This window comes from Mesorhizobium sp. CA13, from assembly GCF_020165235.1.
GTDB lineage: Bacteria > Pseudomonadota > Alphaproteobacteria > Rhizobiales > Rhizobiaceae > Mesorhizobium.
Genome location: NZ_JAIUHS010000005.1, coordinates 221,153 through 245,302, shown reverse-complemented (window position 1 = coordinate 245,302; position 24,150 = coordinate 221,153). Strand labels below are relative to the sequence as shown.

The 24,150-nt window shown below is 63.5% G+C and carries 22 protein-coding genes and 1 other RNA gene; 9 read left to right on the top strand and 14 right to left on the bottom strand.

The features are described 5' to 3' along the window. Positions 1-214: 214 nt before the first annotated feature. The 12 genes from LB566_RS14745 to ffs form a co-directional block, all read right to left on the bottom strand. Positions 215-961: an ABC transporter ATP-binding protein gene (locus LB566_RS14745; protein WP_224624933.1), complete on the bottom strand. Its 747-nt coding sequence runs from the start codon at positions 959-961 to the stop codon at positions 215-217. Continuing rightward, positions 958-1,818 (bottom strand): ABC transporter ATP-binding protein, encoded by an 861-nt coding sequence (locus tag LB566_RS14740; protein ID WP_224624932.1) that lies wholly within the window; start codon positions 1,816-1,818, stop codon positions 958-960. The genes LB566_RS14745 and LB566_RS14740 overlap by 4 nt, the downstream gene beginning before the upstream one ends. Then, the gene (gene nikC, locus LB566_RS14735) at positions 1,815-2,735 is read right to left on the bottom strand and encodes a nickel transporter permease (protein WP_224624931.1); all 921 of its coding nucleotides are present in this window, start codon (positions 2,733-2,735) and stop codon (positions 1,815-1,817) included. The genes LB566_RS14740 and nikC overlap by 4 nt, the downstream gene beginning before the upstream one ends. After that, positions 2,732-3,799, bottom strand: coding sequence for an ABC transporter permease (locus tag LB566_RS14730; RefSeq protein WP_140550115.1), 1,068 nt, complete (start codon positions 3,797-3,799; stop codon positions 2,732-2,734). Before LB566_RS14730 ends, nikC begins: the two co-directional genes overlap by 4 nt. Positions 3,800-3,808: 9 nt before the next feature. Continuing rightward, positions 3,809-5,452 carry an ABC transporter substrate-binding protein gene (locus LB566_RS14725; protein ID WP_140496855.1) on the bottom strand — a complete coding sequence of 548 codons (1,644 nt, stop codon included), beginning with the start codon at positions 5,450-5,452 and terminating at the stop codon, positions 3,809-3,811. A 251-nt stretch (positions 5,453-5,703) separates the two neighbouring features. Beyond that, complete coding sequence (locus LB566_RS14720) at positions 5,704-6,981, bottom strand: lytic murein transglycosylase (protein WP_224624930.1); 1,278 nt, start codon at positions 6,979-6,981, stop codon at positions 5,704-5,706. A gap of 191 nt (positions 6,982-7,172) precedes the next feature. Next, complete coding sequence (recR, locus tag LB566_RS14715; RefSeq protein ID WP_224624929.1) at positions 7,173-7,778, bottom strand: recombination mediator RecR; 606 nt, start codon at positions 7,776-7,778, stop codon at positions 7,173-7,175. A 98-nt stretch (positions 7,779-7,876) separates the two neighbouring features. Further along, complete coding sequence (locus tag LB566_RS14710) at positions 7,877-8,872, bottom strand: cell wall hydrolase (protein ID WP_224624928.1); 996 nt, start codon at positions 8,870-8,872, stop codon at positions 7,877-7,879. 197 nt (positions 8,873-9,069) lie between these two features. Further along, complete coding sequence (locus LB566_RS14705) at positions 9,070-9,477, bottom strand: hypothetical protein (RefSeq protein WP_140496863.1); 408 nt, start codon at positions 9,475-9,477, stop codon at positions 9,070-9,072. A gap of 71 nt (positions 9,478-9,548) precedes the next feature. Continuing rightward, positions 9,549-9,872, bottom strand: coding sequence for a YbaB/EbfC family nucleoid-associated protein (locus LB566_RS14700; protein ID WP_140550119.1), 324 nt, complete (start codon positions 9,870-9,872; stop codon positions 9,549-9,551). A gap of 30 nt (positions 9,873-9,902) precedes the next feature. Beyond that, positions 9,903-11,735, bottom strand: a complete 1,833-nt coding sequence (locus LB566_RS14695; protein ID WP_224624927.1) for a DNA polymerase III subunit gamma/tau — start codon at positions 11,733-11,735, stop codon at positions 9,903-9,905. 105 nt (positions 11,736-11,840) lie between these two features. After that, positions 11,841-11,937, bottom strand: an RNA gene (gene ffs, locus LB566_RS14690) — signal recognition particle sRNA small type. A gap of 146 nt (positions 11,938-12,083) precedes the next feature. On the opposite strand from ffs, the gene LB566_RS14685 reads away from it, so the two are divergent. The 3 genes from LB566_RS14685 to LB566_RS14675 are packed head-to-tail and all read left to right on the top strand — an operon-like array spanning position 12,084 to position 13,815. Continuing rightward, positions 12,084-12,503 carry an HIT family protein gene (locus LB566_RS14685; RefSeq protein ID WP_140496869.1) on the top strand — a complete coding sequence of 140 codons (420 nt, stop codon included), beginning with the start codon at positions 12,084-12,086 and terminating at the stop codon, positions 12,501-12,503. Between the two features lie 51 nt (positions 12,504-12,554). Further along, positions 12,555-13,496: an NAD(+) diphosphatase gene (gene nudC / locus LB566_RS14680; protein ID WP_224624926.1), complete on the top strand. Its 942-nt coding sequence runs from the start codon at positions 12,555-12,557 to the stop codon at positions 13,494-13,496. Between the two features lie 19 nt (positions 13,497-13,515). Then, positions 13,516-13,815, top strand: a complete 300-nt coding sequence (locus LB566_RS14675) for a Dabb family protein (RefSeq protein ID WP_224624925.1) — start codon at positions 13,516-13,518, stop codon at positions 13,813-13,815. Between the two features lies 1 nt (position 13,816). Here LB566_RS14675 and LB566_RS14670 read toward each other — a convergent pair whose 3' ends face one another. After that, the gene (locus tag LB566_RS14670; protein ID WP_140550124.1) at positions 13,817-14,680 is read right to left on the bottom strand and encodes a prephenate dehydratase; all 864 of its coding nucleotides are present in this window, start codon (positions 14,678-14,680) and stop codon (positions 13,817-13,819) included. Positions 14,681-14,716: 36 nt separating this feature from the next. Continuing rightward, positions 14,717-15,445: a 3-deoxy-manno-octulosonate cytidylyltransferase gene (locus LB566_RS14665; RefSeq protein ID WP_224624924.1), complete on the bottom strand. Its 729-nt coding sequence runs from the start codon at positions 15,443-15,445 to the stop codon at positions 14,717-14,719. Between the two features lie 191 nt (positions 15,446-15,636). On the opposite strand from LB566_RS14665, the gene LB566_RS14660 reads away from it, so the two are divergent. From LB566_RS14660 to LB566_RS14635, 6 genes are all read left to right on the top strand, one after another. Further along, positions 15,637-16,320: a c-type cytochrome gene (locus LB566_RS14660; protein ID WP_224624923.1), complete on the top strand. Its 684-nt coding sequence runs from the start codon at positions 15,637-15,639 to the stop codon at positions 16,318-16,320. 164 nt (positions 16,321-16,484) lie between these two features. Beyond that, positions 16,485-18,362, top strand: coding sequence for an extracellular solute-binding protein (locus LB566_RS14655; protein WP_224624922.1), 1,878 nt, complete (start codon positions 16,485-16,487; stop codon positions 18,360-18,362). Then, positions 18,362-20,230: an extracellular solute-binding protein gene (locus tag LB566_RS14650; protein WP_224624921.1), complete on the top strand. Its 1,869-nt coding sequence runs from the start codon at positions 18,362-18,364 to the stop codon at positions 20,228-20,230. The genes LB566_RS14655 and LB566_RS14650 overlap by 1 nt, the downstream gene beginning before the upstream one ends. A 30-nt stretch (positions 20,231-20,260) precedes the next feature. Next, positions 20,261-21,355: a microcin C ABC transporter permease YejB gene (locus tag LB566_RS14645; protein ID WP_140550129.1), complete on the top strand. Its 1,095-nt coding sequence runs from the start codon at positions 20,261-20,263 to the stop codon at positions 21,353-21,355. Next, entirely contained in the window at positions 21,355-22,500 is a 1,146-nt protein-coding gene (locus LB566_RS14640) for an ABC transporter permease (RefSeq protein WP_140556756.1), read from the top strand. The genes LB566_RS14645 and LB566_RS14640 overlap by 1 nt, the downstream gene beginning before the upstream one ends. Continuing rightward, positions 22,497-24,128 carry an ABC transporter ATP-binding protein gene (locus LB566_RS14635; RefSeq protein WP_224624920.1) on the top strand — a complete coding sequence of 544 codons (1,632 nt, stop codon included), beginning with the start codon at positions 22,497-22,499 and terminating at the stop codon, positions 24,126-24,128. Before LB566_RS14640 ends, LB566_RS14635 begins: the two co-directional genes overlap by 4 nt. The last annotated feature ends 22 nt before the right edge of the window (positions 24,129-24,150 follow it).

Genomic DNA, 24,150 nt, shown 5'->3' with positions numbered 1-24,150 from the left:
GACAAGTGCGATCAGCGTCGCGTTCCGTGCGCCCCCCTCTGCCCTGCCGGGCATCTCCCCCTCAAGGGGGGAGATTGGCGGCTTCGGCGCCATGCTCAATCATGCCACGGTGGTGGTTGGCGAAAGCCGCAACGACTGCCGATCTCCCCCCTTGTGGGGGAGATGGCCGGCAGGCCAGAGGGGGGCGCACGGAACGCGACGTTTGAAAGTTCCGCTACACTCTCACAAACCCCTCGCTGGCCCGCAAGAGATTGCGCGTATAATCCTTTGTCACACGCCGTTCTACAAGATCGCCAGCCGCCAGATTCTCCACTGCCTCGCCGCCCTGCATCACCATCAGCCGCTCGCACATATGGGTGATGATGGCGAGGTCGTGGCTGACCATCAGGAAGGTCAGCTTGCGCCGCCGGCGGACCTCCTCAAGCAGGTTGAGCACCTCGGCCTGCACGGAGGCATCGAGCGCCGAAGTCGGCTCGTCGAGCAGCAGGATCGAAGGTTCGAGGATCAACGCGCGGGCAATGGCGACGCGCTGGCGCTGGCCGCCGGACAATTGATGCGAGTAGCGGAAGCGGAAGCCGTTGCCGAGGCCGACCTCGTCCAGCGCCCGCTGGATGCGCTTTTCGCCGTCGCCAAAGCCATGGATGGCGAGCGGCTCCTGCAGCAGGCGGTCGATGGTCTGGCGCGGGTGCAGCGAGCCGTACGGATCCTGGAAGACCATCTGCACTTCGCGGTAAAAGGCCTTGTCGCGACGCGCGCCGAGCTTCTTGCCATTGACCGTGATGCTGCCCGAAGCGATCGGCGCAAGGCCGGCGATCGCCCTGAGCAGCGTCGATTTGCCGGAACCGGATTCGCCGACAAGGCCGAAGGATTCGCCCGGCTGCACGTCCAGGCTGACGCCCTTCAGCGCGCGAAAGCGGTCGAAGACGACCTCCAGCCCGTCGACGGTGATTGCTGACGTCATGCCGCCCACTCCGGCTTGCGGTCGAGCACCGGCAGCGGGTGACGATCGGCGCCGATCTTGGGCATGCAGTTGAGCAGCCCGCGCGTGTAGGGGTGCTGGGCCCGGCCGAGTTCGGAGGCCTTGAGCTGCTCGACGACCTTGCCGGCATACATGACGATGACGCGGTCGCAGAAGGACGAGACCAGACGCAGATCGTGGGAGATGAAGATCAGCCCCATGCCGCGCTCGGCTACCAGCCGGTCGAGAATGCCCAGCACGTCGAGTTGCACGGTGACGTCGAGCGCAGAGGTCGGCTCGTCGGCGATCATCATTTCCGGACCGGCGATCAGCATCATGGCGATCATGGCGCGCTGGCCCATGCCGCCGGAGACCTCGTGCGGATGCAGGTCGAAGACACGCCCGGGGTCGCGGATCTGCACCGCCTCCAGCATGGCCAGCGCCCTCTCCCGCGCCTCGGCCTTGGAGACCTTCTCATGCGTGCGCAGCGTCTCGACGATCTGGCGGCCGATGCTCATCACCGGGTCGAGCGAATATTTGGGATCCTGCAGGATCATGGCGATGCGGTTGCCCCGCAGCGCGCGGCGCTCGCGCGCCGAGACGCCGAGCAGGTCGATGCCGTCGAAGGCCAATTTATTGGCTGATATCCGCGCCTGTGGCGGCGTCAGCCCCATGATGGCGCGGCCGGTCTGCGACTTGCCCGAGCCGCTCTCGCCGACAATGCCCAGCCTTTCGCGGCCGAGCGAGAAAGAGACGCCGCGCACCGCCTCGATCAGCCCGGTGCGCGTCGGGAAGGTGACGCGCAGATCCTCGACTTCGAGCAATGCGCCTTCTGGCAGCGTCTTGCTATTAGCGTTCATTGGTCGCCGCTCCGCGGGTCGAGCGCGTCGCGCAGGCCGTCGCCAAGCAGGTTGAAGCCGAGGCTGACGATGAGGATGGCGAAGCCCGGCGCGCCGGCCACCCACCATTGGTCGAGCACGAAACGGCGGCCCGAAGCGATCATCGTGCCCCATTCGGGCAGCGGCGGCTGCGCGCCGAGCCCGAGGAAGCCGAGGCCGGCGGCGGTGAGGATGATGCCGGCCATGTCGAGCGTCACGCGGATGATCAGCGAGGAGATGCAGAGCGGCATGATGTGGCGCAGAACGATGCGGAAGGGCGAGGCGCCCATCAGTTCCACCGCCTTGATGTAATCGGAATTGCGCACGGTCAGCGTTTCGGCACGCGCGATGCGGGCATAGGGCGGCCAGGAGGTGATGGCAATGGCGAGCACCGCGTTCTCGATGCCTGGGCCGAGGGCCGCGACGAACGCCAGCGCCAGGATCAGCTTGGGAAAAGCGAGGAAGATGTCGGTGATGCGCATCAGTATGGCATCGGTCCAGCCGCCGGCATAGCCGGCGACCGTGCCGACCACGAGGCCGATGGGGGCGGCGATGATGGCGACCAGGATGACGACATAGAGCGTCCAGCGCGAACCGTAGAGGATGCGCGAGAGTATATCGCGGCCGAGATCGTCGGTGCCGAACCAGTGCTCAGCGCTTGGCGCCAGCAGGCGCGCGTTCTTCAGATCGCCGAAGGTCGGCGAATAAGGCGCCAGCACCCCGGCAAGGGCGGCAATGACCAGCAGCGCGATGATGATGAGCAGGCCGAGAAGGGCCAGCCGGTTGGCGGAGAAACGCCGCCACGCGACATAGGCGCGGCCGAGCCTTGCCTGCATGCGCGAGGCCGGCCGCTCGCTGAGCAGCCAGTCGCGGCGGCTCTGGATCGCCTCGGCGCTCATGCGGATTTCGTCCTCGGGTCGAGCACCCGGTAAAGCAGGTCGGAGAGGAGATTGATGGCTATGAACACCGAGCCGATGACGATGGTGCCGCCGAGCACCGCGTTCATGTCGGCATTCTGCAGCGAATTGGTGATGTAGAGGCCGATGCCAGGCCAGGAGAAGACCGTCTCGGTCAACACCGAGCCTTCCAGCAGCCCGGCATAGGAGAGCGCGATCACGGTCACCATCGGCACGGCGGCATTGCGCAATGCATGAGCCCAGATGATGCGGGTTTCCGACAGGCCCTTGGCGCGCGCGGCGACGATGTATTCCTGGGTAAGTTCGTTGAGCATGAAGGAGCGCGTCATGCGGCTGATATAGGCGAGCGAGAAATAGCCGAGCAGCGAGGCCGGCAGGATGATGTGGCGGAAGGCATCCCAGAAGACGTCCCACTGCCCCTGCATAGCCGAGTCGAGAAGGTAGAAACCAGTGATCGGCGTGAAGGTGTATTCGTAGACGACGTCGAGCCGCGCCGGGAAAGCCACCCATTGCAGCTTGGCGTAGAACAGGACGAGCCCGAGCAGGCCAAGCCAGAAGATCGGCACGGAATAGCCGATCAGGCCGATGACGCGCACGACCTGGTCGATGATGCTGCCGCGCCTGACGGCAGCCAGCACACCCAGCGGCACGCCGAACAACGCGCCGATCAGCGTGCCCAACGTCGCCAGTTCCGTCGTTGCCGGAAGGGCGCGGCGGATGTCGGTCATGACCGGATTGGTGGTCAGCACCGAGGTGCCGAAATCACCATTGAGGGCATTTTTGACATAAATGTAGAACTGCTCGACCAGCGGCAGGTCGAGACCCATCTCGCGGCGCGTGCGTTCCACGACATTGGCCGGCGCCCGGTCGCCGAGCACGGCCAATACCGGGTCGATGGGAATGACGCGGCCGATGAAAAAGGTCACCGCGAGCAGACCGAGATAGGTCGTGATCGCGATCACCAGGAAGCGGCCGATCGATGAGAAAATGGCGACGGCACGGGCGCTGCCGCGCCCTGCCGCCGCCTGATTTTCAGCTACGCTCATCCGCCGGCGCTATTCCTTGGAAACCGGCCCGACGAAATTGGTGTCGAAGCTCGGGCCGAGGGCGAAGCCCTTGAGGTTCTTGCGCAACCCGGCGACTTCCAGCTGCTGGTGGATAATGACGAAGGGACTGGTGTCGAGGATCTTCTGCTGCAGATCCTTGTACATGTCGGCGCGCTTGCCCGAATCCTTCTCCAGCAAAGCCGCTTCGGTTTGCTTGGTCAGGTCCGGAATGTCCCAGGCGTTGCGCCAGGCCAGCGTCTTGGACTTGCCCTCATCCGAATTGTCCGGGTTCGAGGCAAAGGTCTGGGCATTGGAGTTCGGATCGAAATAGTCCTGGCCCCACTGACCGATATAGATGTCGTGGTTGCGGGCGCGATACTTGGTCAGCGTCTGCTTGCCGTCGCCGGGAATGATCTCCAGCTTGATGCCGGCCTGGCCGAGCGTCTGCTGGATCGATTCCGCCATGCCGGTCGTCGGCTGGCCGGTGCGCACATCCATGGTCACGCTGAAGCCGTCGGGCAGGCCTGCCTTGGCCAGCAGTTCCTTGGCCTTGGCGACGTCGAGCTTGAAGGGGTTCTTGTCCAGTTCTCCGAGCACGCCCTTGGGCAGGAAAGTCTGGTGGATTTCACCGATGCCCTTGAGGATGGTCGAGCTCAGCGCGTCATAGTCGACCAGATATTTGAAGGCCTGGCGGACTTCGGGCTTGGCGAGGTTCTGGTTCTTCTGGTTGAGGCTGATGTAGTAGACAGTGCCCTTCGGCGCACTGGTGGTGGTGAGGTCAGCGTTCTTGGCAATGGCGTCGAGGTCGTTCGGCTCGAGATTGCGGGCAACGTCGATGTCGCCGGCCTCGAGCGCCAGGCGTTGTGCCGAGCTTTCCTTCATGTTGCGGTAGATGACGCGGGCAAGCTTGGCCTTTTCGCCGTAGTAATTGTCGTTCCGCTCGAGCACGACGGCCTCGTTGGCGCGCCACTCACGCAGCTTGTAGACGCCCGAGCCGGCATAGCCCGTCTTCAGCCAGGCATTGCCGAAATCATTGTCCCATTTGTAGTCGGCGCTCGGCGTGACCGCCGCGACATGTTCCTTGACCAGCTTGGCGTCGACGACCGAGGCGACGGTGGCCGACAGGCAGTTCAACACGAAGCTCGGCGCATAGGCCTTGTCGACGATGAACTGGAAGGTGGTGTCGTCGACCGCCTTGGCCTTTTCGGCGACATTGTCGCCGCTGATGCCGAACTGGTCGATGATGAAGGCCGGGCTCTTGTCCAGCTTGACGGCGCGTTCGAACGAATAGGCGACGTCGGCCGCGGTGATCGGGTTGCCCGAGGCGAATTTCAGGCCGGGCTTGAGCTTGAACGTATATGTCAGGCCATCGTCCGAGACGGTCCAGCTCTCGGCGAGGTCGCCCTTGACCTTGGAGGTGTCGCTGAGGTCGAGCCGGACCAACAGGTCATAGGTGTTGCCGGTGACCTCGGCGGTCGACAGCTCGAACGCCTCGCCCGGATCCATGGAGATGATGTCGTCGATGGCGAAGCCTTCGACCAGCGTGTCGGCTGGGGTGACCGCGCCAGCCGGCGCTCCCGCCAGAAGCAGCGCCGACATGGCGGCACCCGCAAGCAGAATGCGGGATCGTAGAGCAAGCTTTTCCATCATCATGGTGATTGTTCCCTGTTTTGTTGACCTGAGTTCCCGGCTCAGGGTTGCGGTGTTTTCCAGGCCGACAAGGGCCCCTTTGACCACTTACCGTCGTGGTTTTTGTCCAGTTGGTCAACAGCATATCCGGCGGCCTCGCGGCGGGCAACGAGCATTTATGCGTCGGCTCACTGGATCATAGCGGCAGGCGGGCGAGCCGGAGCAGGCGAAGGCCAACAGAGGCCGGCAATCGAGAAAAAACCCTGACTTGGGAATTACTTCAGCGCGGCAACCAACCCGGCATCGGGGAAGCAGGTGGCGGGCTTGCCGTTCTTTTCCTGCCAGGCTCCGATCGAGCGGCGGGTCTTGAAGCCGGGCAGTCCGTCGGCGCTGCCGACATCGTAGCCCTTGGCCTCCAGCGCCCGCTGCAGGGCGGCGATGTCGGAGCGGTGGAGGTCGCCGACCGCGCCCCAGCTGCCGGAAAAATTGGCATCGCCATGGGCGATGCGGTCGGCGCCATGGCCGATGAACAGCGCATAGAGATCGCTGGTGTTGTATTGCTTCAGCACGTAGAAATTGGGCGTGGCGATGAAGGCCGGGCCGCTGCGGCCGGCCGGCATCAGCAGGAAGCCCTCGGCCTTCAGTTCGCTCGCCGGGAATGCCTTGCCGCCGACACGCCTGATGCCCATTGCGGCCCATTGCGAGATTGTCTTGCCCTGGTCTGGGCCCTCGAGCGAACAGGAGACGCTCTCGGGCACGGTCACTTCGAAGCCCCAGCCACGTCCCCTCACCCAGCCATAATGGACGAGATAGTTGGCGATCGAGGCGAGCACGTCAGGCGTCGAGCTCCAGATGTCGACACGCCCGTCGCCATCGAAATCGACGGCATGCTTGAGGAACGATGTCGGCATGAACTGCGGCTGGCCGAGCGCGCCGGCCCAGGACGATTTCATCGCATTCACCGGGGCCAATCCGCGCTGGACGATCTCGAGCGCCGCCAGCAGCTCGGTGCGGAAGAAGTCCTTCCTCGTCGACATGAACGCCTTGGTACCCAGCACCTCGAAGGCGTCGTAAGGCATCTTCGCCGCGCCGAACCCGGTTTCGCGGCCCCAGATCGCCAAAAGGACCTCGCCCGGCACGCCATAGCGCTTCTCGATCGCGGCGAGCGTCCTGGCGTTGGCCGCCTCGCGCGCCCGCCCGCCCGATGTGACGGCGCGGATGGTCTTTTCGGCGAAATAGGCGCCAGGCGAGCCGAACTCGGCCTGATGCTGCTTCTGCGGGGTCTTCGGCTTCTCGCCGGGCATGACTAGGTCCGGCAGCTTGAGATTGGGTTTGACCCCGTCGAAGGCGGCGGCGAAGGTTTTTTGAGAGATGCCTTTGGCCTTGGCGTCGGACCAGAGGTCGTTCTGCAGCCAGGAGCGGAACTGGTCGTCGATGGGGGCGGCCGAGGCGGGTGTGGCGAAGACATGGAAGGCGAGAGCAGCCAGGAAGCACGCAAGACAGAGCTGGCGAAGTCCGCGTTCTGTGTTGCCCCCCTCTGTCCTGCCGGACATCTCCCCCTCAAGGGGGGAGATTGGCAGTTTCGCGCTTGGCGTTTTTTGAGCGGTGGCGGTTGGCGAAAGCAGAGACAACAGTCGATCTCCCCCCTTGAGGGGGAGATGTCCGGCAGGACAGAGGGGGGCGTGTCCCACCAGCTTCAAAAGATGCGTAACAATCACGGCGCGCATCTCTCCTACCAACCCTGTCAAAACGCCGTCCTGGAGCGCAGCGCTGCCGCCAGCGTGCCTTCGTCGAGATAGTCGAGTTCGCCACCGACCGGCACGCCATGCGCCAGCCGCGTTATCTTCACCTCGAAACCGGACAGTTGATCGGTCAGGTAATGGGCTGTGGTCTGGCCCTCCACCGTGGCATTGACGGCCAGGATGATCTCCTTGACCTCGCCGCCGGCGACGCGGTCGACCAATGAGCGGATGTTGAGCTGGTCGGGGCCGATACCGTCGAGCGGCGACAGCGTACCGCCCAGCACGTGGTAGCGCACGTTCATCACCGCCGCCCGTTCCAGCGCCCAGAGATCCGAGACGTCCTCGACGACGATCAGCGTGCCGGCGTCACGGCGCGGATCGGTGCAGATCATGCAGGGGTCGGACGTGTCGACATTGCCGCAGGTCGAGCAGATGCGCACCTTGTCGGCCGCCTCGGCCATGGCGGCGGCGAGCGGCGACAGCAGCTGTTCCTTCTTCTTGATCAGATGCAGCGCGGCGCGCCTGGCCGAACGGGGACCGAGCCCCGGCACTTTGGCCAGGAGCTGGATCAGGCGTTCGATCTCGGGACCCGCGATTCGCTTGGACATTGCCCTGATCTAGAGCAATTCCACGAAAAGTGCGAAGCGGTTTTGCGTCCGGACAGCATCTCCAACCAGCGCATGCAGGCCGTCAAGTGCGGCCCGCCTCAGTTGGTTTCGAGCGGCCGGTTCTGGCTGACGATCATCGCGCCGATGGCGTCGGTGTTCTCAGGCGTCGACTGGAACCCCATCGCCGCTTCCTGCGCCGCACCCTGCACCGAGGAAATGACCCTCGTGTTCAAGGTCCCGCCAAAGCGAGCGGCATCCGGTTCCTCCATCGGCTCCTGCATCGCCACCACCGTCGGCTTCTCCTGGACGCGCGCGGACTTTGCGGCCGGCGCAGCCGATGCCGTCACGTAGGTCTGCTGGGCAGGGACAGTGCGGACAGCTGCCGTCTTGCTGGAGCGTGCCGGCTCCGCCTCGGCAGTCATGTAGACCTGTTGTGCCGCAGCGGTGCGATCGGATCTCTCGGCCGGACGCGCCGGCTCGGCGGAAGCGACACGAGTCGCGGCTACTCCGGGCAAGGCTGCCGGCGTTTCCGCCGAAGCGACCGCGACCGTCGGCTCGTCCGGCAGCGGCTGCCAGTTGCGGCCGCGCTTCTCGTAAAACGCATTGCCGCCGGCGACCATGGTGTAATGCATGTTCTTGTAGGGGAAGCGTAGGCCCGCGGTGTGGAAATACATCGTGTTCTTGAGCTTGGCCTTGCGCTCGCCCTTGAGCACGGCCTCGGCGGCTTCCTCGACATCGGGCATGGCACGCGAATTCATCGGCCTGGTCATGACGCCGGGCGCGAACTGGCCGCGCTCGCCCACCACCGCGCAGATGGTGTCGCCATGCTTGCCGGAGCGCAGCCGGTTCATCACGACAGTGCCGACGGCGATCATGCCATCGCGGCTCGAGCGGTTGGATTCGAAGAACATCGCCCTTTCCAGGCATTCCCTGTCCTTCGGCGTGTGGTAGCCGCGGGAGCTCAGGAAACTCGGCGTGATGGCGTCGGTCAGGCTGGACATGCCGTGTGACGCGGTCTGGCTGCAAGCGGCCAGGAACAGGGGAGACGTGACGACGCCGAGCAATAGCGGCGTCTTCCATCGCGTGGAAATCAACAGGTAACCCTCTCACTTCGATGCCCCGCCCCCAGGCTGCGGCAAGAATGAGACACTTTCAGGCAAAATGATGGCTAAAACGTTATTGGTGAGATGCTGTTGCCAAACTGGCACAGTTACGTGGCAAGATCCGGACTTCAAGCCTTTGTTTTATGCACGCCCTTGTCCATGCCGAGACCGCTTTTGGGCGACATGCATTATCGCCCGGCTGAAATCGCAGCCGGCCGTCCTGGCTCAATTTCTTCGAATTTCTCCGAGAACAGCCCGCGCTTCAGGAACAATGCTCGCGCATTCCGGGCGACCGGCGCGATCTTTCCCGGCCAGTCGCTGTCGATGAACTCGGACCTGGTGAAATCGGGGTTGGCCTCCCCGGCAGCCTCCAGGAAATCCGCGATCTCCAGCACGATGGCGCGTTCTTCCTTCGAGAGCGCCGAGGTGCCCGCTTCGATCGAGGGGCGATGCACGAAATCCTCAAACAGGTTGAAATAGCCCTTGATGCCGACGAGATCGACGCCGGCATCAGAATCGGCCAGGATTTCCAGGATCTCGTAGATCCTGTTGCGGATACGCTGCTCGATCAGCCTTTCGGACGGCTCTTCGGCCATGGCCAACTAGTCTTTGGCTTTATGCATGTCGTTATCCCCAAAACCCTCGCACACTCTTGGGCGACATGCATTTAGAAGGGCAGTTTCATTCCCGGCGGAATCGGCAGGCCGGCGGTCAGCGCCTTGGTCTTTTCCTGCATGATCTGCTCGACCTTGGACTTGGCGTCATTGTGGGCGGCCAGAAGCAGGTCTTCGAGGATCTCGACCTCATCCTCCTTGAACAGAGAGGGGTCGATCTTCAGCGACTTCATCTCGAACTTGCCGGTCAACGTCACGATGACCAGGCCGCCGCCGGCCTGGCCGACGGCTTCGACTGTGGCGATCTCGTCCTGCATGGCCTGGAACTTGGCCTGCATTTCCTTCGCCTTGCCCATCAGGCCGAGAAGATCTTTCATGGTCCGATCCTTTGCAGAGTCGTGGTTTCGTCAGGGTTCGTCGTCGTCCGCCGGCGGCTCGACCGGCACTTCGGCTTCGACCGCATCGGCTTCCGGCGCGTCGGGAATGCGCACGTCGATGATCCTGGCGCCAGGAAAACGCGCCAGGATGGCGGCGACCGTCGGATCGCTCCTGGCGTCGAGCAAAGCGTTCTCGCGCCTGGTCGATTCCATTTCGGCCAGCGTCTGGCCGCCCTCTTCCTTCGACAGCGATACCAGCCAGTTGCGACCGGTCCAGGCGCGCAGCTTGGTCGTCAAATCGTTGAGCAGCATTTTGGGCGCATCGTCGGTCAGGCTGACGTCGATGCGGCCGGGCTCGATGCGCACGAGGCGGATGCAGCGCTTGACCAGCACCTTGAACGCGATGTCGCGCTGCGCGTCGGCAAGGGCGACAATATCAGCCAGCGATTTCAGCGGGATTGGCTGCGCCTCCGGCGCCGGCTGCACAGGCGAAACGAAGGCGGCCGGAGCGGGCGCGGCCTCCACCAGCCGCATGGTCTGCGCGCCGCCCGACCCGCCGGGCATGCGCGTCTGCGCCACTGCGCTGGCGCCGTTGACGCCGGACGTGCCGCCATTACCGGGGCTCGCCGGCGCGCCGTTCGAACGCGGCGCGGCGCCCGGCGCCGGCAGGCCGTTCTCCAGCGACCTCAATGCCTCGTCCAGCGTCGGCAGGTCGGCCGCGTGCGCCAGCCGGATCAGCACCATCTCGGCCGCACTTACCGGCCGGTTCGAGGACTGCACCTCCGGGATGCCCTTGAGCAGCATCTGCCACGTCCGCGACAGCACCTTGATCGAGAGCGTCCGAGCGAAATCGGCGCCGCGCTCGCGCTCGTCCTGCGACAGCGCCGCGTCGTCGGCGGCGGTCGGCACGAAGCGCAGCCGGGTGACGAGATGGTTGAATTCGGCAAGGTCGGTCAGCACGGCGGCCGGATCGGCGCCGGTGTCGTATTGCGCGCGCAATTCAGCCAGTGCCGCGGCAACGTCACCCTTCATGACATGTTCGAACAAATCGACGACGCGGGCGCGATCGGCGAGGCCCAGCATCGCGCGTACGGCTTCGGCGCTGACCGTACCGCCGCCATGCGCGATGGCCTGGTCGAAAATCGATTGAGCATCGCGCATCGACCCTTCGGCGGCACGCGCGATCATTGCCAGCGCGTCGTCGTCCGCCTCGATGCCCTCCAGGCCCGCTATCCGGGCGAGATCAGCCTTCACGACAGCCGCATCGATGCGCCTCAGGTCAAAGCGCTGGCAGCGCGACAGCACGGTGATCGGGACCTTGCGGATTTCGGTGGTGGCGAAGATGAACTTGACGTGCGGCGGCGGCTCTTCAAGCGTCTTCAACAGGCCGTTGAAGGCCTGCGTCGACAGCATGTGCACTTCGTCGATGATGTAGACCTTGTAGCGGGCCGAGACCGGCGCGTAGCGCACCCGTTCGATGATGTCCCTGATGTCGTCGATACCGGTGTGCGAGGCGGCATCCATCTCGATGACGTCGACATGGCGGCCTTCCATGATCGCCTGGCAGTGCTCGCCGAGCACGGCAAGGTCAACGGAAGGCTGGTCGATTGTTGCCGTTTTATAATTCAGGGCCCGCGCGAGAATGCGCGCGGTCGTGGTCTTGCCGACGCCGCGCACGCCGGTCAACATCCAGGCCTGGGCGATGCGGCCGGTGGCGAAAGCGTTGGTGAGCGTGCGCACCATCGGCTCCTGGCCGACCAACTCGGAGAAATTCGCCGGACGGTACTTGCGCGCCAGCACGCGATAGGCGCCGGCCTTGCCTATCTCCAGGCTTTTTGGTCCCGAATTTCCGGCTTCGCTCATTCGCCCGCAAAACTCCAAATGGCCGCGCCAAAAGGCGGCCGATTCCTGCGCATAGTTTCGCCCGCGCTGCAATGCGTCGTCAACGTCGCGAGAAGGGCCGATGAGGTGGGAGGCTGGAACAATGACCCGTTCCGGGCTCGTTAGGGCTGCTTCCTTCCGGACCTGACCCGGTTGGCGAGTGGATCGTCCACCACCAACCTCCCGCCGTCCATATCGGCAATTGCGCGACGAAATGCAAGAGCGCAGGCAAATCGGCTGCACCAGCCGCGAGATTCGCTTGCAGCCTCGATGCAGCCGCTCTAGCGTTCATGAACTCTGAGGAAAACACCGAAAGCAAGGGAAACGCCGATGTTGCCGGGCCTGAAGGCCGGATTCACGCTGGATGCCCGGCTGGAGGCGGACAGCGAGCAGTTGATGTGGCTTGGGCTGTGTGAATTGCGCGTGATGAACGACCGCCGCTGGCCATGGCTGCTTCTGGTGCCGCAGCGGCCGGGCGTCGAGGAAATCCACGACATGACGCCGCTCGACCAGACAATGCTGACCTTCGAGACCAATATGGTGGCGCAGGCGCTGAAGAAGGTGACCGGCTGCACCAAGATCAACACCGGCGCGCTCGGCAACATCGTGCGCCAGCTGCACATCCATGTCATCGCCCGTTCGGAAGGCGATCCCGGCTGGCCAGGCCCGGTGTGGGGGCACGGCCTGCGCGAGCCCTATCAGCGCTCCGAGCTGCGCCGGTTTGCCGAAACGATAAGGGCGGCGCTATAAGCCTTCCCGTGTCCATCCCGAACGTGTCCATCCCGAACGCCCAGAGTCCGCATGAGCTTTAGCCTGTTTGACGCGCCCTTGCGCGAGCCGAGCCAATTCGTCGGCTTCGCCGGCAACAGTATCGACCGACAATCCGAGAACCGCGCCGACGATTCGGTCGACAAAGCGCTCGCCGATCCTGGAACCAGGCTGCTTTTGATGCAGGGCGGCCGGCTCTACCTGAAGGTTCGTGACGGCGGCTTCGACCCCTGGTTCGGCGTCGCCGAAAGCCTGCCCTTCCAGACCTTGCCCGGCAGCGGCGTACTGCTCGGATTCTCCGATCAGGGCCCGGTGCTGGCGGTGACCGCCGGCCTCGAGCCGGAACAGCTTCCGGAAACGGTCAAGGCCATCGACTACCGCTCGGTCTATATGCAAGGCCTGATCGACGAAGCGGCCGCCGGAGCGATGGCGCAGGGCGCCGCGCTGCTCGCCTGGCACGCAAGCCATCGTTTCTGCAGCAAATGCGGGACCGAGTCACAAATGCGGGCCGGCGGCTACAAGCGCCATTGCCCGAATTGCGGCACCGAGCATTTTCCGCGCACCGATCCGGTGGCGATCATGCTGACGGCGACGCGCGAGAAATGCCTGCTTGGACGCGGCCGGCATTTCGCGCCGGGCATGTATTCCGCCCTTGCTGGCTTCATCGAGCCGGGCGAGACGATCGAGGCGGCGGTGCGCCGCGAGACGCTGGAGGAGGCGGGCATCCGGCTCGGCCGCGTCGTCTACCATGCCAGCCAGCCCTGGCCATTCCCCTATTCGCTGATGATCGGCTGCTTCGGCGAGCCGCTCAACGAGGACATCCAGGCCGACCTCAACGAGCTGGAAGACTGCCGCTGGTTCTTGCGCGACGAGGTGCGCCTGATGCTGGCCAGGGAGCATCCGGGCGATCTGATCACGCCGCCGAAGGGCGCCATCGCGCACCACCTGATCCGCGCCTGGGTCGACAGCGAATAATGGAAATCAGGAGAGGGAAATGATCCGCCATACCGTCGTGTTCACGCTGAAGCATCCGCCGCACTCGCTGGAGGAAAAAAGGTTCCTGGTCGACGCCAAGAGAATCCTCTCGGCAATCAGGGGCGTCACCCATTTCGAACAGCTGCGTCAGGTCAGCCCCAAGAACGACTACCAGTTCGGCTTCTCCATGGAATTCGCCGACCAGGCCGCCTATACCAGGTACAACGACCATCCCGACCATGTCGCCTTCGTGCGCGACCGCTGGGTGCCGGAGGTAGAAACCTTCATGGAGATCGATTACGTGCCGCTGGGCTGGTAGCTCAGTCCGCCACCTTCCACTGCTCGCGTGACTCACTTGCCGGATAGACGCCGAGGATGCGCACCTCGCGCGAGAAGAAGCGAAGCTCGTCCAGCGCCAGCTTGACCAGCGGATCGTCGGGGTGGCCCTCGATGTCGGCGTAGAACAGTGTCGCCGTGAAGGCGCCGAGCTGGTAGCTCTCGAGCTTGGTCATGTTGATGCCGTTGGTGGCGAAACCGCCCATCGCCTTGTAGAGCGCGGCCGGCACGTTGCGGACGCGGAAGATGAACGTCGTCATCATCTTGACGTCAGGCGCCGGTCGTTCGGCCCATTGCTTGCTCTTGCTCAGGACGACGAAGCGGGTGACGTTGCTGTCTGTGTCCTCGACATTCTCCTCGATGATATCGAGCCCGTAGAGCGTCGCGGCCAGCGCTGGCGACAGCGCCGCCATGGTGCGGTCCTTGACCTCGGAGACCATCTTGGCGGCACCCGCCGTGTCGCCCGCGACTATCCCTTTCCATCCATTCTTGCGGATATATTTGCGGCATTGGCCAAGCGCATGGATGTGGGTGTGCACAGTCTTGATCTCGTCGCGTTTGACGCCGGGCAGCACCATCAGCTGGAAATGGATCGGCAGGAAATACTCACCGACGATGTGCATCCTCGATTCCGGCAGCAGGTGATGGATATCGGCGACGCGCCCGGCGATGGTGTTCTCGATCGGGATCATGGCGAGATCAGCCTTGCCGGTCTCGACCGCGTTGAACGCGTCCTCGAAGGTCGGACACGGCAGTGGCTGCATCGAGGGATAGACGTTGCGGCAGGCGGTGTCGGAATTGGCGCCGGGCTCGCCCTGGAAGGATATTCTGTTGGTCTTTTCAGGCATGGCCAATTCTCGATTGAGGGAGTGCCGGTTCGGCGCTCAGTTTGACAGGATCGTCCTGGCCCTTTCCAGGTCTTGCGGCGTGTCGACGCCGAGCGGCAGCGAACGCACGATCTCGGCGTCGATGCGCATGCCGGCCTCCAGCGCCCGCAGCTGCTCCAGCCGCTCGCGGCGTTCCAGCGGCGACGGCTTCAGCGCCACGAAGCGCTCGAGCGCCGAGCGGCGATAGGCATAGAGGCCGATGTGATGATAGAGCGCGCCCTCGCCCCAGGGCGCGGTGGCCCGGGTGAAATAAAGCGCCCTCAGCCTGGTGGCCGACAATGGCGAACCGACGATCTTGACCACGTTGGGATTGGTCTTTTCCTCCTCGCGCTCGATCTCGACGCCGAGCGTTGCGATGTCCACCGCCTTGTCCTCGAACGGCCTGAGCGAGGCCACGATGATCGCGGGATCGATGGTCGGCAGGTCTCCCTGCACATTGACGACGGTTTCGACCTCGTTTGCCGGATCCAGCACCGTCAGGGCCTCGAATATCCGGTCCGAACCCGATTCGTGGTCCGATCGCGTCATCACCGCCTCGAAACCGTGTGCGCGCACGGCTTCTGCCACGCCTTGCGTGTCGGTCGCCACCACGACACGGCCAAGCCCGGCCTCGGCGGCGCGGCGCGCGACATGGACGATCATCGGGGCGCCGGCAATGTCGGCCAGCGGCTTGCCCGGGAGCCGGGTCGAGGCCATGCGGGCGGGGATCAGGATCAAGGTGGACATCGGTTTGGCGGGCGTTCGAAACGAGGAGGGGAAAGTGGCAAAAGGTCTCACTGGAAGCGCCCTTATAGGTGTTGCAACGCCGGAGCAAAAGACCTAGTTTCCGCGCGATTTGACCGGCTCTGGAGGGCAGGTCTCGATACCGACGGACGGAGTGGACGGTTCGGTCCGCCGGAAAAGGGAGCAAGGGGCGTATGGATTCCAACGAAGTCAACAAGCTGCTCGCCGGATTGCTCGGAACCGTTTTCGTGGTGTTCTCGGTCGGCATCGTGTCGGACGCGCTGTTTGCCTCGCCCGCTCCGGAAAAGCCCGGCTTCGCTATCGAGGCCGCCGAGCCCGCCGAGGGCGGCCCCGCCGCTCCGGCAGCAGCCGAAAAGCCGATCGCGGATCTTCTGGCCAACGCAAGTGCCGAACAGGGCGCTGCCATCTTCAAGAAATGCCAGGCCTGCCACTCCGGCGAGAAGGGCGGCCCGAACAAGGTCGGCCCGGATTTGTGGGATCTCATCGATCGCCCGGTCGCCGAGCATGAGGGCTTCGCCTATTCGGCCGGCATGAAGGAGTTTTCCAAGGGCGGCACCGAGAAGTGGACCTACGACAACATCAACCACTTCATCACCTCGCCGAAAAAATTCGTGAAAGGCACGGCGATGGGCTTTGCCGGCCTGCCGAAGGAAGAAGACCGCGCCAACGTCATTGCCTATCTGCGCACGCTGTCGGACAATCCCAAGCCGCTGCCCGCGCCGGGCGCTGCCGCCGATGCATCCGCCCCCGCCAAGCCCGTCGAAGGGACCGCACCGGCCAAGCCGGCCGAAGGCGCAGCTCCTGCCAAGCCGGCGGCACCTGCTCCGGCCGCTCCCGCACCGGCGCCTGCTCAATAATCCGGATATCGTCTCGATGACCTTGAAAAAGCCGGGTTCAGCCCGGCTTTTTCGTTAGGAAACCGCATATGCGGCGACAAAGCCGCGCATGGCGGTTTTCACGCGCGGCAAATCATCTAGATTGCCTTTCTGGATGATGGCACGCATTGCGAAGAGGACAGTGGATGACGCTTGGCCGAGTGCTTCTCAAATCGTTGCTGGCGGCCGCCCTGCTGGCCGCGGGGTTGCAGGCGGCCCTGGCCGATGAATGGCGCACCACATCATCGCTGATCGGCCAATCCAAATACGGCGACAATTTCCAGCACTACGACTACGTGAACCCCAACGCGCCCAAAGGCGGTACGCTGAATTCGGTGGTGCTGGGCACGTTCGACAGCTTCAATCCCTATATCGTGCAGGGTTCGCCGGCCGCCGGCCTGGTCGGCTTCGGCGGCGGCCTGCTCTACGACACGCTGATGGAGCAGGCGACCGACGAGGGCAGTGTCAGCCATCCGCTGATCGCCGACGCTTACAAATACCCGGCCGACTTTTCCTCGGCGACCTATCGGCTCGATCCGCGCGCGAAATGGCATGACGGCCAGCCGATCACCGTCGACGACGTGATCTGGTCATTCCAGGTGCTGAAGGCGAACAGCCCGATGTACAGCCGTTATTTCGAGAACGTCACGGATGCCGTGGCCGTCTCGGACCGTGAAGTCGAGTTTCATTTCAACCAGAAGGGCAATCGCGAGCTGCCTAAGATCCTGGGTGATCTCGCCGTGCTGCCGAAACACTGGTGGGAAGGCACCGATGCCAACGGCAAGAAGCGCGACGTCACCAGGCCGACGCTGGAGCCGCCGCTCGGCTCCGCCGCCTACAAGATCGCCAGCTTCAAGCCGGGCTCGGAAATCGTCTGGCAGCGCGTGCCGGACTATTGGGGCGCCAAGCTGCCGGTGAAGATCGGCCGCGAGAATTTCGACAGGCAGCGTTTCACCTACATCCTTGATGACAATGCCGCCTGGCAGGCCTTCACCAAGGGCGGACTTGACGACATCAAACCGGAAAACAGTTCGAAGCGCTGGAAGACATTCTATGATTTCCCGGCGGTCAAGGCCGGCGATGTCATCAAGCAGGAATTCAAGACCACCTCGCCAGAGCCGATGCAGGCTTTCATGCTCAACCAGAGGCGCCCGCTGTTCCAGGATCGCCTGGTGCGGGCCGCGCTGACCTATCCTTTCGACTTCGAGACGATGAACCGCACGCTGTTCTACGGCTTCAACACCCGCACCAGCAGCTATTTCCAGGGAACCGAACTGGCTTCCAGCGGCTTGCCGCAAGGCAAGGAGCTGGAAATCCTGGAACAGTATCGCGACAAGCTGCCGCCCGAACTGTTCACACAGGAATTCAAGCTGCCGGTCTATGATTCACCGCAGGCCGAGCGCAAATATCTGAAGCAAGCCGTTGATCTGTTCGCCAAGGCCGGGTGGGTGATCAAAGGCGGCAAGATGGTCAACGCCAAGACCGGCGAGCCGTTCAAATTCGAGATACTCGGCTGGAACGACACCGACCAGGTCATCTCCAGCCCCTATATCGCCAATCTGCGCAAGATCGGCGTCGATGCCACATTGCGCATCATAGACCAGACCCAATATGTCAACCGGGTCAACAATTTCGACTACGATGTCATTATCGGGCAACTCGGCCAGTCGGAATCGCCTGGCAATGAGCAGCGCGACTTCTGGAGTTCCAAGGCCGCCGACCGTCCGGGGTCGCGCAACTACGCCGGCATCAAGAACCCGGTCGTCGATGCCCTGGTCGACCGCATCATCTTCGCCACCGACCGCGAGGATCTGGTTGCCGCCACCCATGCACTCGACCGCGTGCTGCTGTGGAATTACTACGTCGTGCCGCAGTACTATCGCGCCGTGGTCTGGCTGGCTTACTGGAACAAATTCGGCATTCCCGCCAAACAGCCGAGCTATATCGGCGCCGACCAGAATTCCTGGTGGATCGATCCGGAGAAGGAAAAGGCGCTGGCGGCCAAGTACAAGGGCAACAATTGATGGCGCTGCTGCCGCGTCGCGATTTCCTGGCCCTGGGCGGTGCCGCCGCAGCCACCGCCCTGTTGCCCGCAAAAGCCTTTGCCGACATTGCGACCGGCACAAAACTGCACGGCCTGTCCGCCTTCGGCGACCTCAAATACAAACCGGATTTCGCACATTTCGACTACGTCAATCCGGACGCCCCCAAGGGCGGCCAGATGAATTTCGCGCCGCCGAACGCCACGTTCAACCAGAGCTTCCTGACCTTCAACACATTGAATTCCCTGGTGTTAAAAGGAGATGCGCCGCCGCGCACCGAACTCTGTTTCGATTCACTGATGGCAAGCGCGCTCGATGAGCCGGATGCGGTCTACGGCCTGCTTGCAGAGTCCGTCACCTTGTCGCAGGACCGCAACGGCTTCCGCTTCGCGCTTCGACCGCAAGCGCGTTTCCACGACGGCTCGCCGCTGACCGCCGAGGACGTCGTCTTCGCGTTGAAACTTTACAAAGAGCAAGGGCATCCGAACCTTTCCCAGGCGTTGCGGTATATGACCGACGCGGTCGCCGAGGATCCGCTCACCCTCAATCTTACCTTCAACGGCGAACAGTCCGCGCAAAACATCCTCAGGATCGTGGCAATGCCGATCGTGTCCAAGGCCTTTTATGCGGTCAATGATTTCAATGCCTCGACGATGACGCCGCCGCTCGGCTCGGGACCGTACAAAATCGGGCGAGTGGCCGCGGGACAGACAGTCGAATATGAGCGCGTGGCCGACTATTGGGGCCGCGACCTCCCGGTAAACCGCGGCCAGTACAATTTCGACCGTATCCGCATCGACTTCTATCTCGACCGGCAGGCGGCGTTCGAAGCCTTCAAGAAGGGCGACACGCATTTTCGCGAGGAATTTACCGCACGTGTCTGGGCGACCGGCTACGATTTTCCCGCGCTGAAGGGCGGCAAGGTCGTCAAGCGGGAATTTCCCGGCGAGAAGACGCCAGACATGCAGGGCGCCGCACTGAACCAGCGCCGTCCGCAATTCCGCGATCCGCGCGTGCGACGGGCGATCGCCAGATGCTTCGATTTCGAATGGATGAAGCGGGCCCTGTTCTACGGCTCCTATGAACGCTCCCAATCGAACTTCGAACGGTCACAGTACAAGGCCGAAGGCCTGCCTTCGCCCGCGGAATTGGCCCTGCTGGAGCCGTTTCGAGCCGAGTTGCCGCCTGAGGTGTTTGGCGAGCCGGTGACGCAGCGTGCGTCCGACGGTTCGGGCCATGACCGCAAGCTGCTGGGCGAGGCTTCGAGGCTGCTTGCCGAAGCCGGCTGGAAGCGGGCGGGCAATTTCGTCGTCAACGACAAGGGCGAGCGACTGCGGGTGGAGATGCTGGCGCAAGAGGATGGCATCGTCCGCATCTTTACCCCATGGTCGGAGAATATGAGGGCGATCGGGATCGACGCTTCGATCCGACAGGTCGATTCGGCGCAATATGAACAGCGGCAGAACGATTTCGACTTTGATCTTACCCTGCTGCATTGGTCGATCGGGGCGACGCCGACTGACGACAGCCTGGAGATGCTCTATGATTCTCGAATGGCGAAAATCCCAGGGCAGCGCAACTACCCCGGGACGCAAAGCAAGGCCATAGACGCGTTGATCGTGGCAGCCGGCAAGGCGCGAAGCCGGACAGAACTCGTCACCGCGCTCAGAGCCCTCGACCGGGTCTTGCGCGCGCGGCTGGACTGGATTCCAACATACTATCTGGCGAATCACCGCGTCTCCTATTGGGACATGTTCGGCTTCGTCGAGCAAAAGCCCGATTTCGGCTTTCCGGTCGAGACGCTGTGGTGGTTTGATAAGGGCAAGGCGGCAAGAATTGGCAAAGGCTGAGATATCGCTCCGCAGAGGGCAAGAAGCCTGATGGGCGCCTACATCCTGCGCCGCATCCTTTTGATGATCCCGACCCTGTTCGGCATCATGGCGATCTCGTTCGCCGTCATCCAGTTTGCGCCGGGCGGCCCGGTCGAGCAGGTCATCGCCAAGCTGACGAACCAGGGCGGCAGCGACCGTCTCGGCGGTGGCGGCGGCGATGCGGGCGGCGGCAATTTCGATGCTGCCGGCGACGTCGGCTCAAAATATCGCGGCGCGCAGGGGCTCGATCCGGAATTCATCAAGAAGCTGGAGAAGCAGTTCGGCTTCGACAAGCCGCCGCTCGAGCGCTTCGGCCTGATGCTGTGGAATTATATCAGGTTCGATTTCGGCGACAGCTATTTCCGCGACATCTCGGTGCTCAACCTGATCCTGGAGAAGATGCCGGTGTCGATCTCGATCGGGCTGTGGATCACGCTTCTGTCCTACCTGATCTCGATCCCGCTCGGCATCCGCAAGGCGGTGAAGGACGGCAGCCCCTTCGATATCTGGACCAGCGGCGTCGTCATCGTCGGCTACGCCATTCCGGGTTTCCTGTTCGGCATCATGCTGATGGTGCTGTTTGCCGGCGGTTCGTTCTGGGACTGGTTCCCGCTGCGCGGCATCGTCTCGGACAACTGGGACCAGTTGTCGTGGCCGGCCAAGATCGCGGACTATCTCTGGCACATGACCTTGCCGCTGACGGCGCTGGTGCTGTCGGCCTTCGCCACGACGACGCTGCTGACCAAGAATTCCTTCCTGGAGGAAATCCGCAAGCAATATGTGGTGACCGCCCGCGCCAAGGGCCTCTCGGAACGACAGGTGCTCTATGGCCATGTCTTCCGCAACGCCATGCTGATCGTCATCGCCGGTTTTCCCGGCGCCTTCATCTCGGCCTTCTTCACCGGTTCGCTGCTGATCGAAAACATCTTCTCGCTCGATGGGCTCGGCCTGCTCGGCTTCCGGTCGGTGGTCGAACGCGACTATCCCGTGGTGTTCGCCAACCTCTACATCTTCTCGCTTCTCGGCCTGTTCGTCGGATTGCTGTCGGACCTCATCTACACCTGGGTCGATCCGCGCATCGATTTCGAGCGGAGAGACGTTTGATGTCGGAGGCAAGCGTTACCGCCGGGGTCGTGCCGGAGCGGATGCCGCGGCCGTTTCTGTCGCCGCTCAACAAGCGCCGCCTGGAGAACTTCAAGGCCAACCGGCGCGGCTACTGGTCGCTGTGGATCTTCCTTGTCCTGTTCGTGCTGTCGCTGTTCGCCGAATTCATCGCCAATGACAAGCCGATCATCGCCTCCTACAAGGGCGAGATCCTGTTTCCGGTGCTGGTCGCCTATCCCGAAGAGAAGTTCGGCGGCTTCTACGCCGTCACCGACTATCGCGACCCGGTCATCCAGGACGAGATCAACGCCAATGGCTGGATGATCTGGCCGCCGATCCGCTATTCCTACCAGACCGTCAACAATGCCATTCCCGAGGCAGCCCCCGCCAAGCCGTCCTGGCAGTATGACGCCAAGACGCGCTGCAACCAGTACCCGCAAGGGGCTGCCGATCCGGCCTGCAGCGTCGGTAACTGGAACTGGCTGGGCACCGACGACCAGGCGCGCGACGTGCTGGCGCGGGTCATCTACGGCTTCCGCATCTCGGTGCTGTTCGGACTGATCCTGACCGCCGGCTCGGCTCTGATCGGCGTCGCGGCTGGAGCCCTGCAGGGCTATTTCGGCGGCTGGACGGACCTGCTGTTCCAGCGCTTCATCGAGATCTGGTCGGCTATTCCCGTGCTCTATCTCCTGCTCATCGTCGCGGCCATACTGCCGCCGGGCTTCTTCATCCTGCTCGGGCTGATGCTGCTGTTCTCCTGGGTGGCGCTGGTCGGCGTGGTGCGGGCCGAATTCCTGCGCGCGCGCAATTTCGAGTACGTCAACGCGGCGCGCGCGCTCGGCGTGCGCAACCGCACCATCATGTTCCGGCACCTGTTGCCCAATGCCATGGTGGCGACACTGACCTTTCTGCCGTTCCTGCTCTCAGGCTCGATCTCGACGCTGACCTCGCTCGACTATCTCGGTTTCGGCCTGCCGCCGGGCTCGGCCTCGCTTGGCGAATTGCTCAAGCAGGCGCAGCGCAATCTCAACGCGCCGTGGCTCGGCATTTCCGGTTTCGTCGTCATCTCGCTGATGCTGTCGCTGCTGGTCTTCGTCGGCGAGGCGACACGCGACGCCTTCGATCCGCGCAAGACGTTCCGATGAGCGAGACCCCCTTGCTCAGCGTGCGGGACCTCAGCGTCGCCTTCAGCCAGGGCGGCGGCCAGTCGCTGGCCGTCGATCACATCTCCTTCGACATCGCCAAGGGCGAGACGGTGGCGCTCGTCGGCGAATCCGGCTCCGGCAAATCGGTCTCGGCGCTGTCGGTGCTGAAGCTCTTGCCCTATCCCAGCGCCAGCCACCCCTCGGGCAGAATCCTGTTCCAGGGCGCCGACCTGCTCGCCATGAACGAGAAGCAATTGCGGCAGGTGCGCGGCAACAAGATCACCATGATCTTCCAGGAGCCGATGACCTCGCTCAATCCGCTGCACACGATCGAGCAGCAGATCGTCGAGATCCTGAAGCTGCACCAAGGCATGGCCGACCGCGCGGCCAAGGCGCGCACGCTGGCACTCCTCAACGAAGTCGGCATTCGCGAGCCGCAGAAGCGGCTCGACGCCTATCCGCACCAGCTCTCCGGCGGCCAGCGCCAGCGCGTCATGATCGCCATGGCGCTGGCCAACGAGCCGGAACTCCTGATCGCCGACGAGCCGACGACGGCGCTCGATGTCACCGTGCAGGCGCAGATCCTCGAGCTGCTGGCCGGCTTGAAAAGCCGCAAGGGCATGTCGATGCTGTTCATCACCCATGATCTCGGCATCGTGCGCAAGATCGCCGACCGGGTGTGCGTGATGACCAAGGGCAAGATCGTCGAGATGGGGCCTACCAAGGACATCTTCGCCAATCCGCAGCACGCCTATACGCGCCATCTCCTGGCGGCCGAGCCCAAGGGCAAGCCACCCGCGGCCAACAGCGCCGCGGCACCCGTGATGACCGGCAAGGACATCAAAGTCTGGTTTCCGATCAAGCAGGGCTTCTTCCGGCGCACCGTCGACCATGTGAAGGCGGTCGACGGCATCGATGTCACCGTGCGGGCCGGCCAGACGCTGGGTGTGGTTGGAGAGTCCGGGTCGGGCAAGACCACGCTCGGCCTAGCGCTGGCGCGGATGATCTCGTCAAGCGGAACCATCCAGTTCAACGGGCGCGACATCAACCAGCTCTCGTTCAACGCCATGCGCCCGCTCAGGCGCGAATTGCAGATCGTCTTCCAGGATCCTTTCGGCTCGCTGAGCCCCCGCATGTCCATCGCCGAGATCATCGAAGAAGGCTTGAAGATCCACGAGCCGAAGCTGTCGCTCGACGAGCGCGACGACAAGGTGGTCGACGTGCTGAAGGAAGTCGGGCTCGATCCGGCCACGCGCAACCGCTATCCGCACGAATTCTCCGGCGGCCAGCGCCAGCGCGTCGCCATTGCACGCGCCATGGTGCTCAACCCGCGTTTCGTCATGCTGGACGAGCCGACCTCGGCGCTCGACATGAGCGTGCAGGCGCAGGTGGTCGACCTCCTGCGCAGCCTGCAGGCCAAGCATGACCTCGCCTATCTCTTCATCAGCCACGACCTCAAGGTCATCCGGGCCCTGGCCAACGATGTCATCGTTATGCGCAATGGCCAGATCGTCGAAGCCGGTCCTTCCGAACAGATTTTTGAAAAGCCGCAAACCGACTATACTCGGGCGCTGATTTCGGCCGCCTTCAAGATAGAAACCGCCCCGACCGGGGTCGTCAGCGAGTGACTTCTCCCTTCGCAATTCCGGA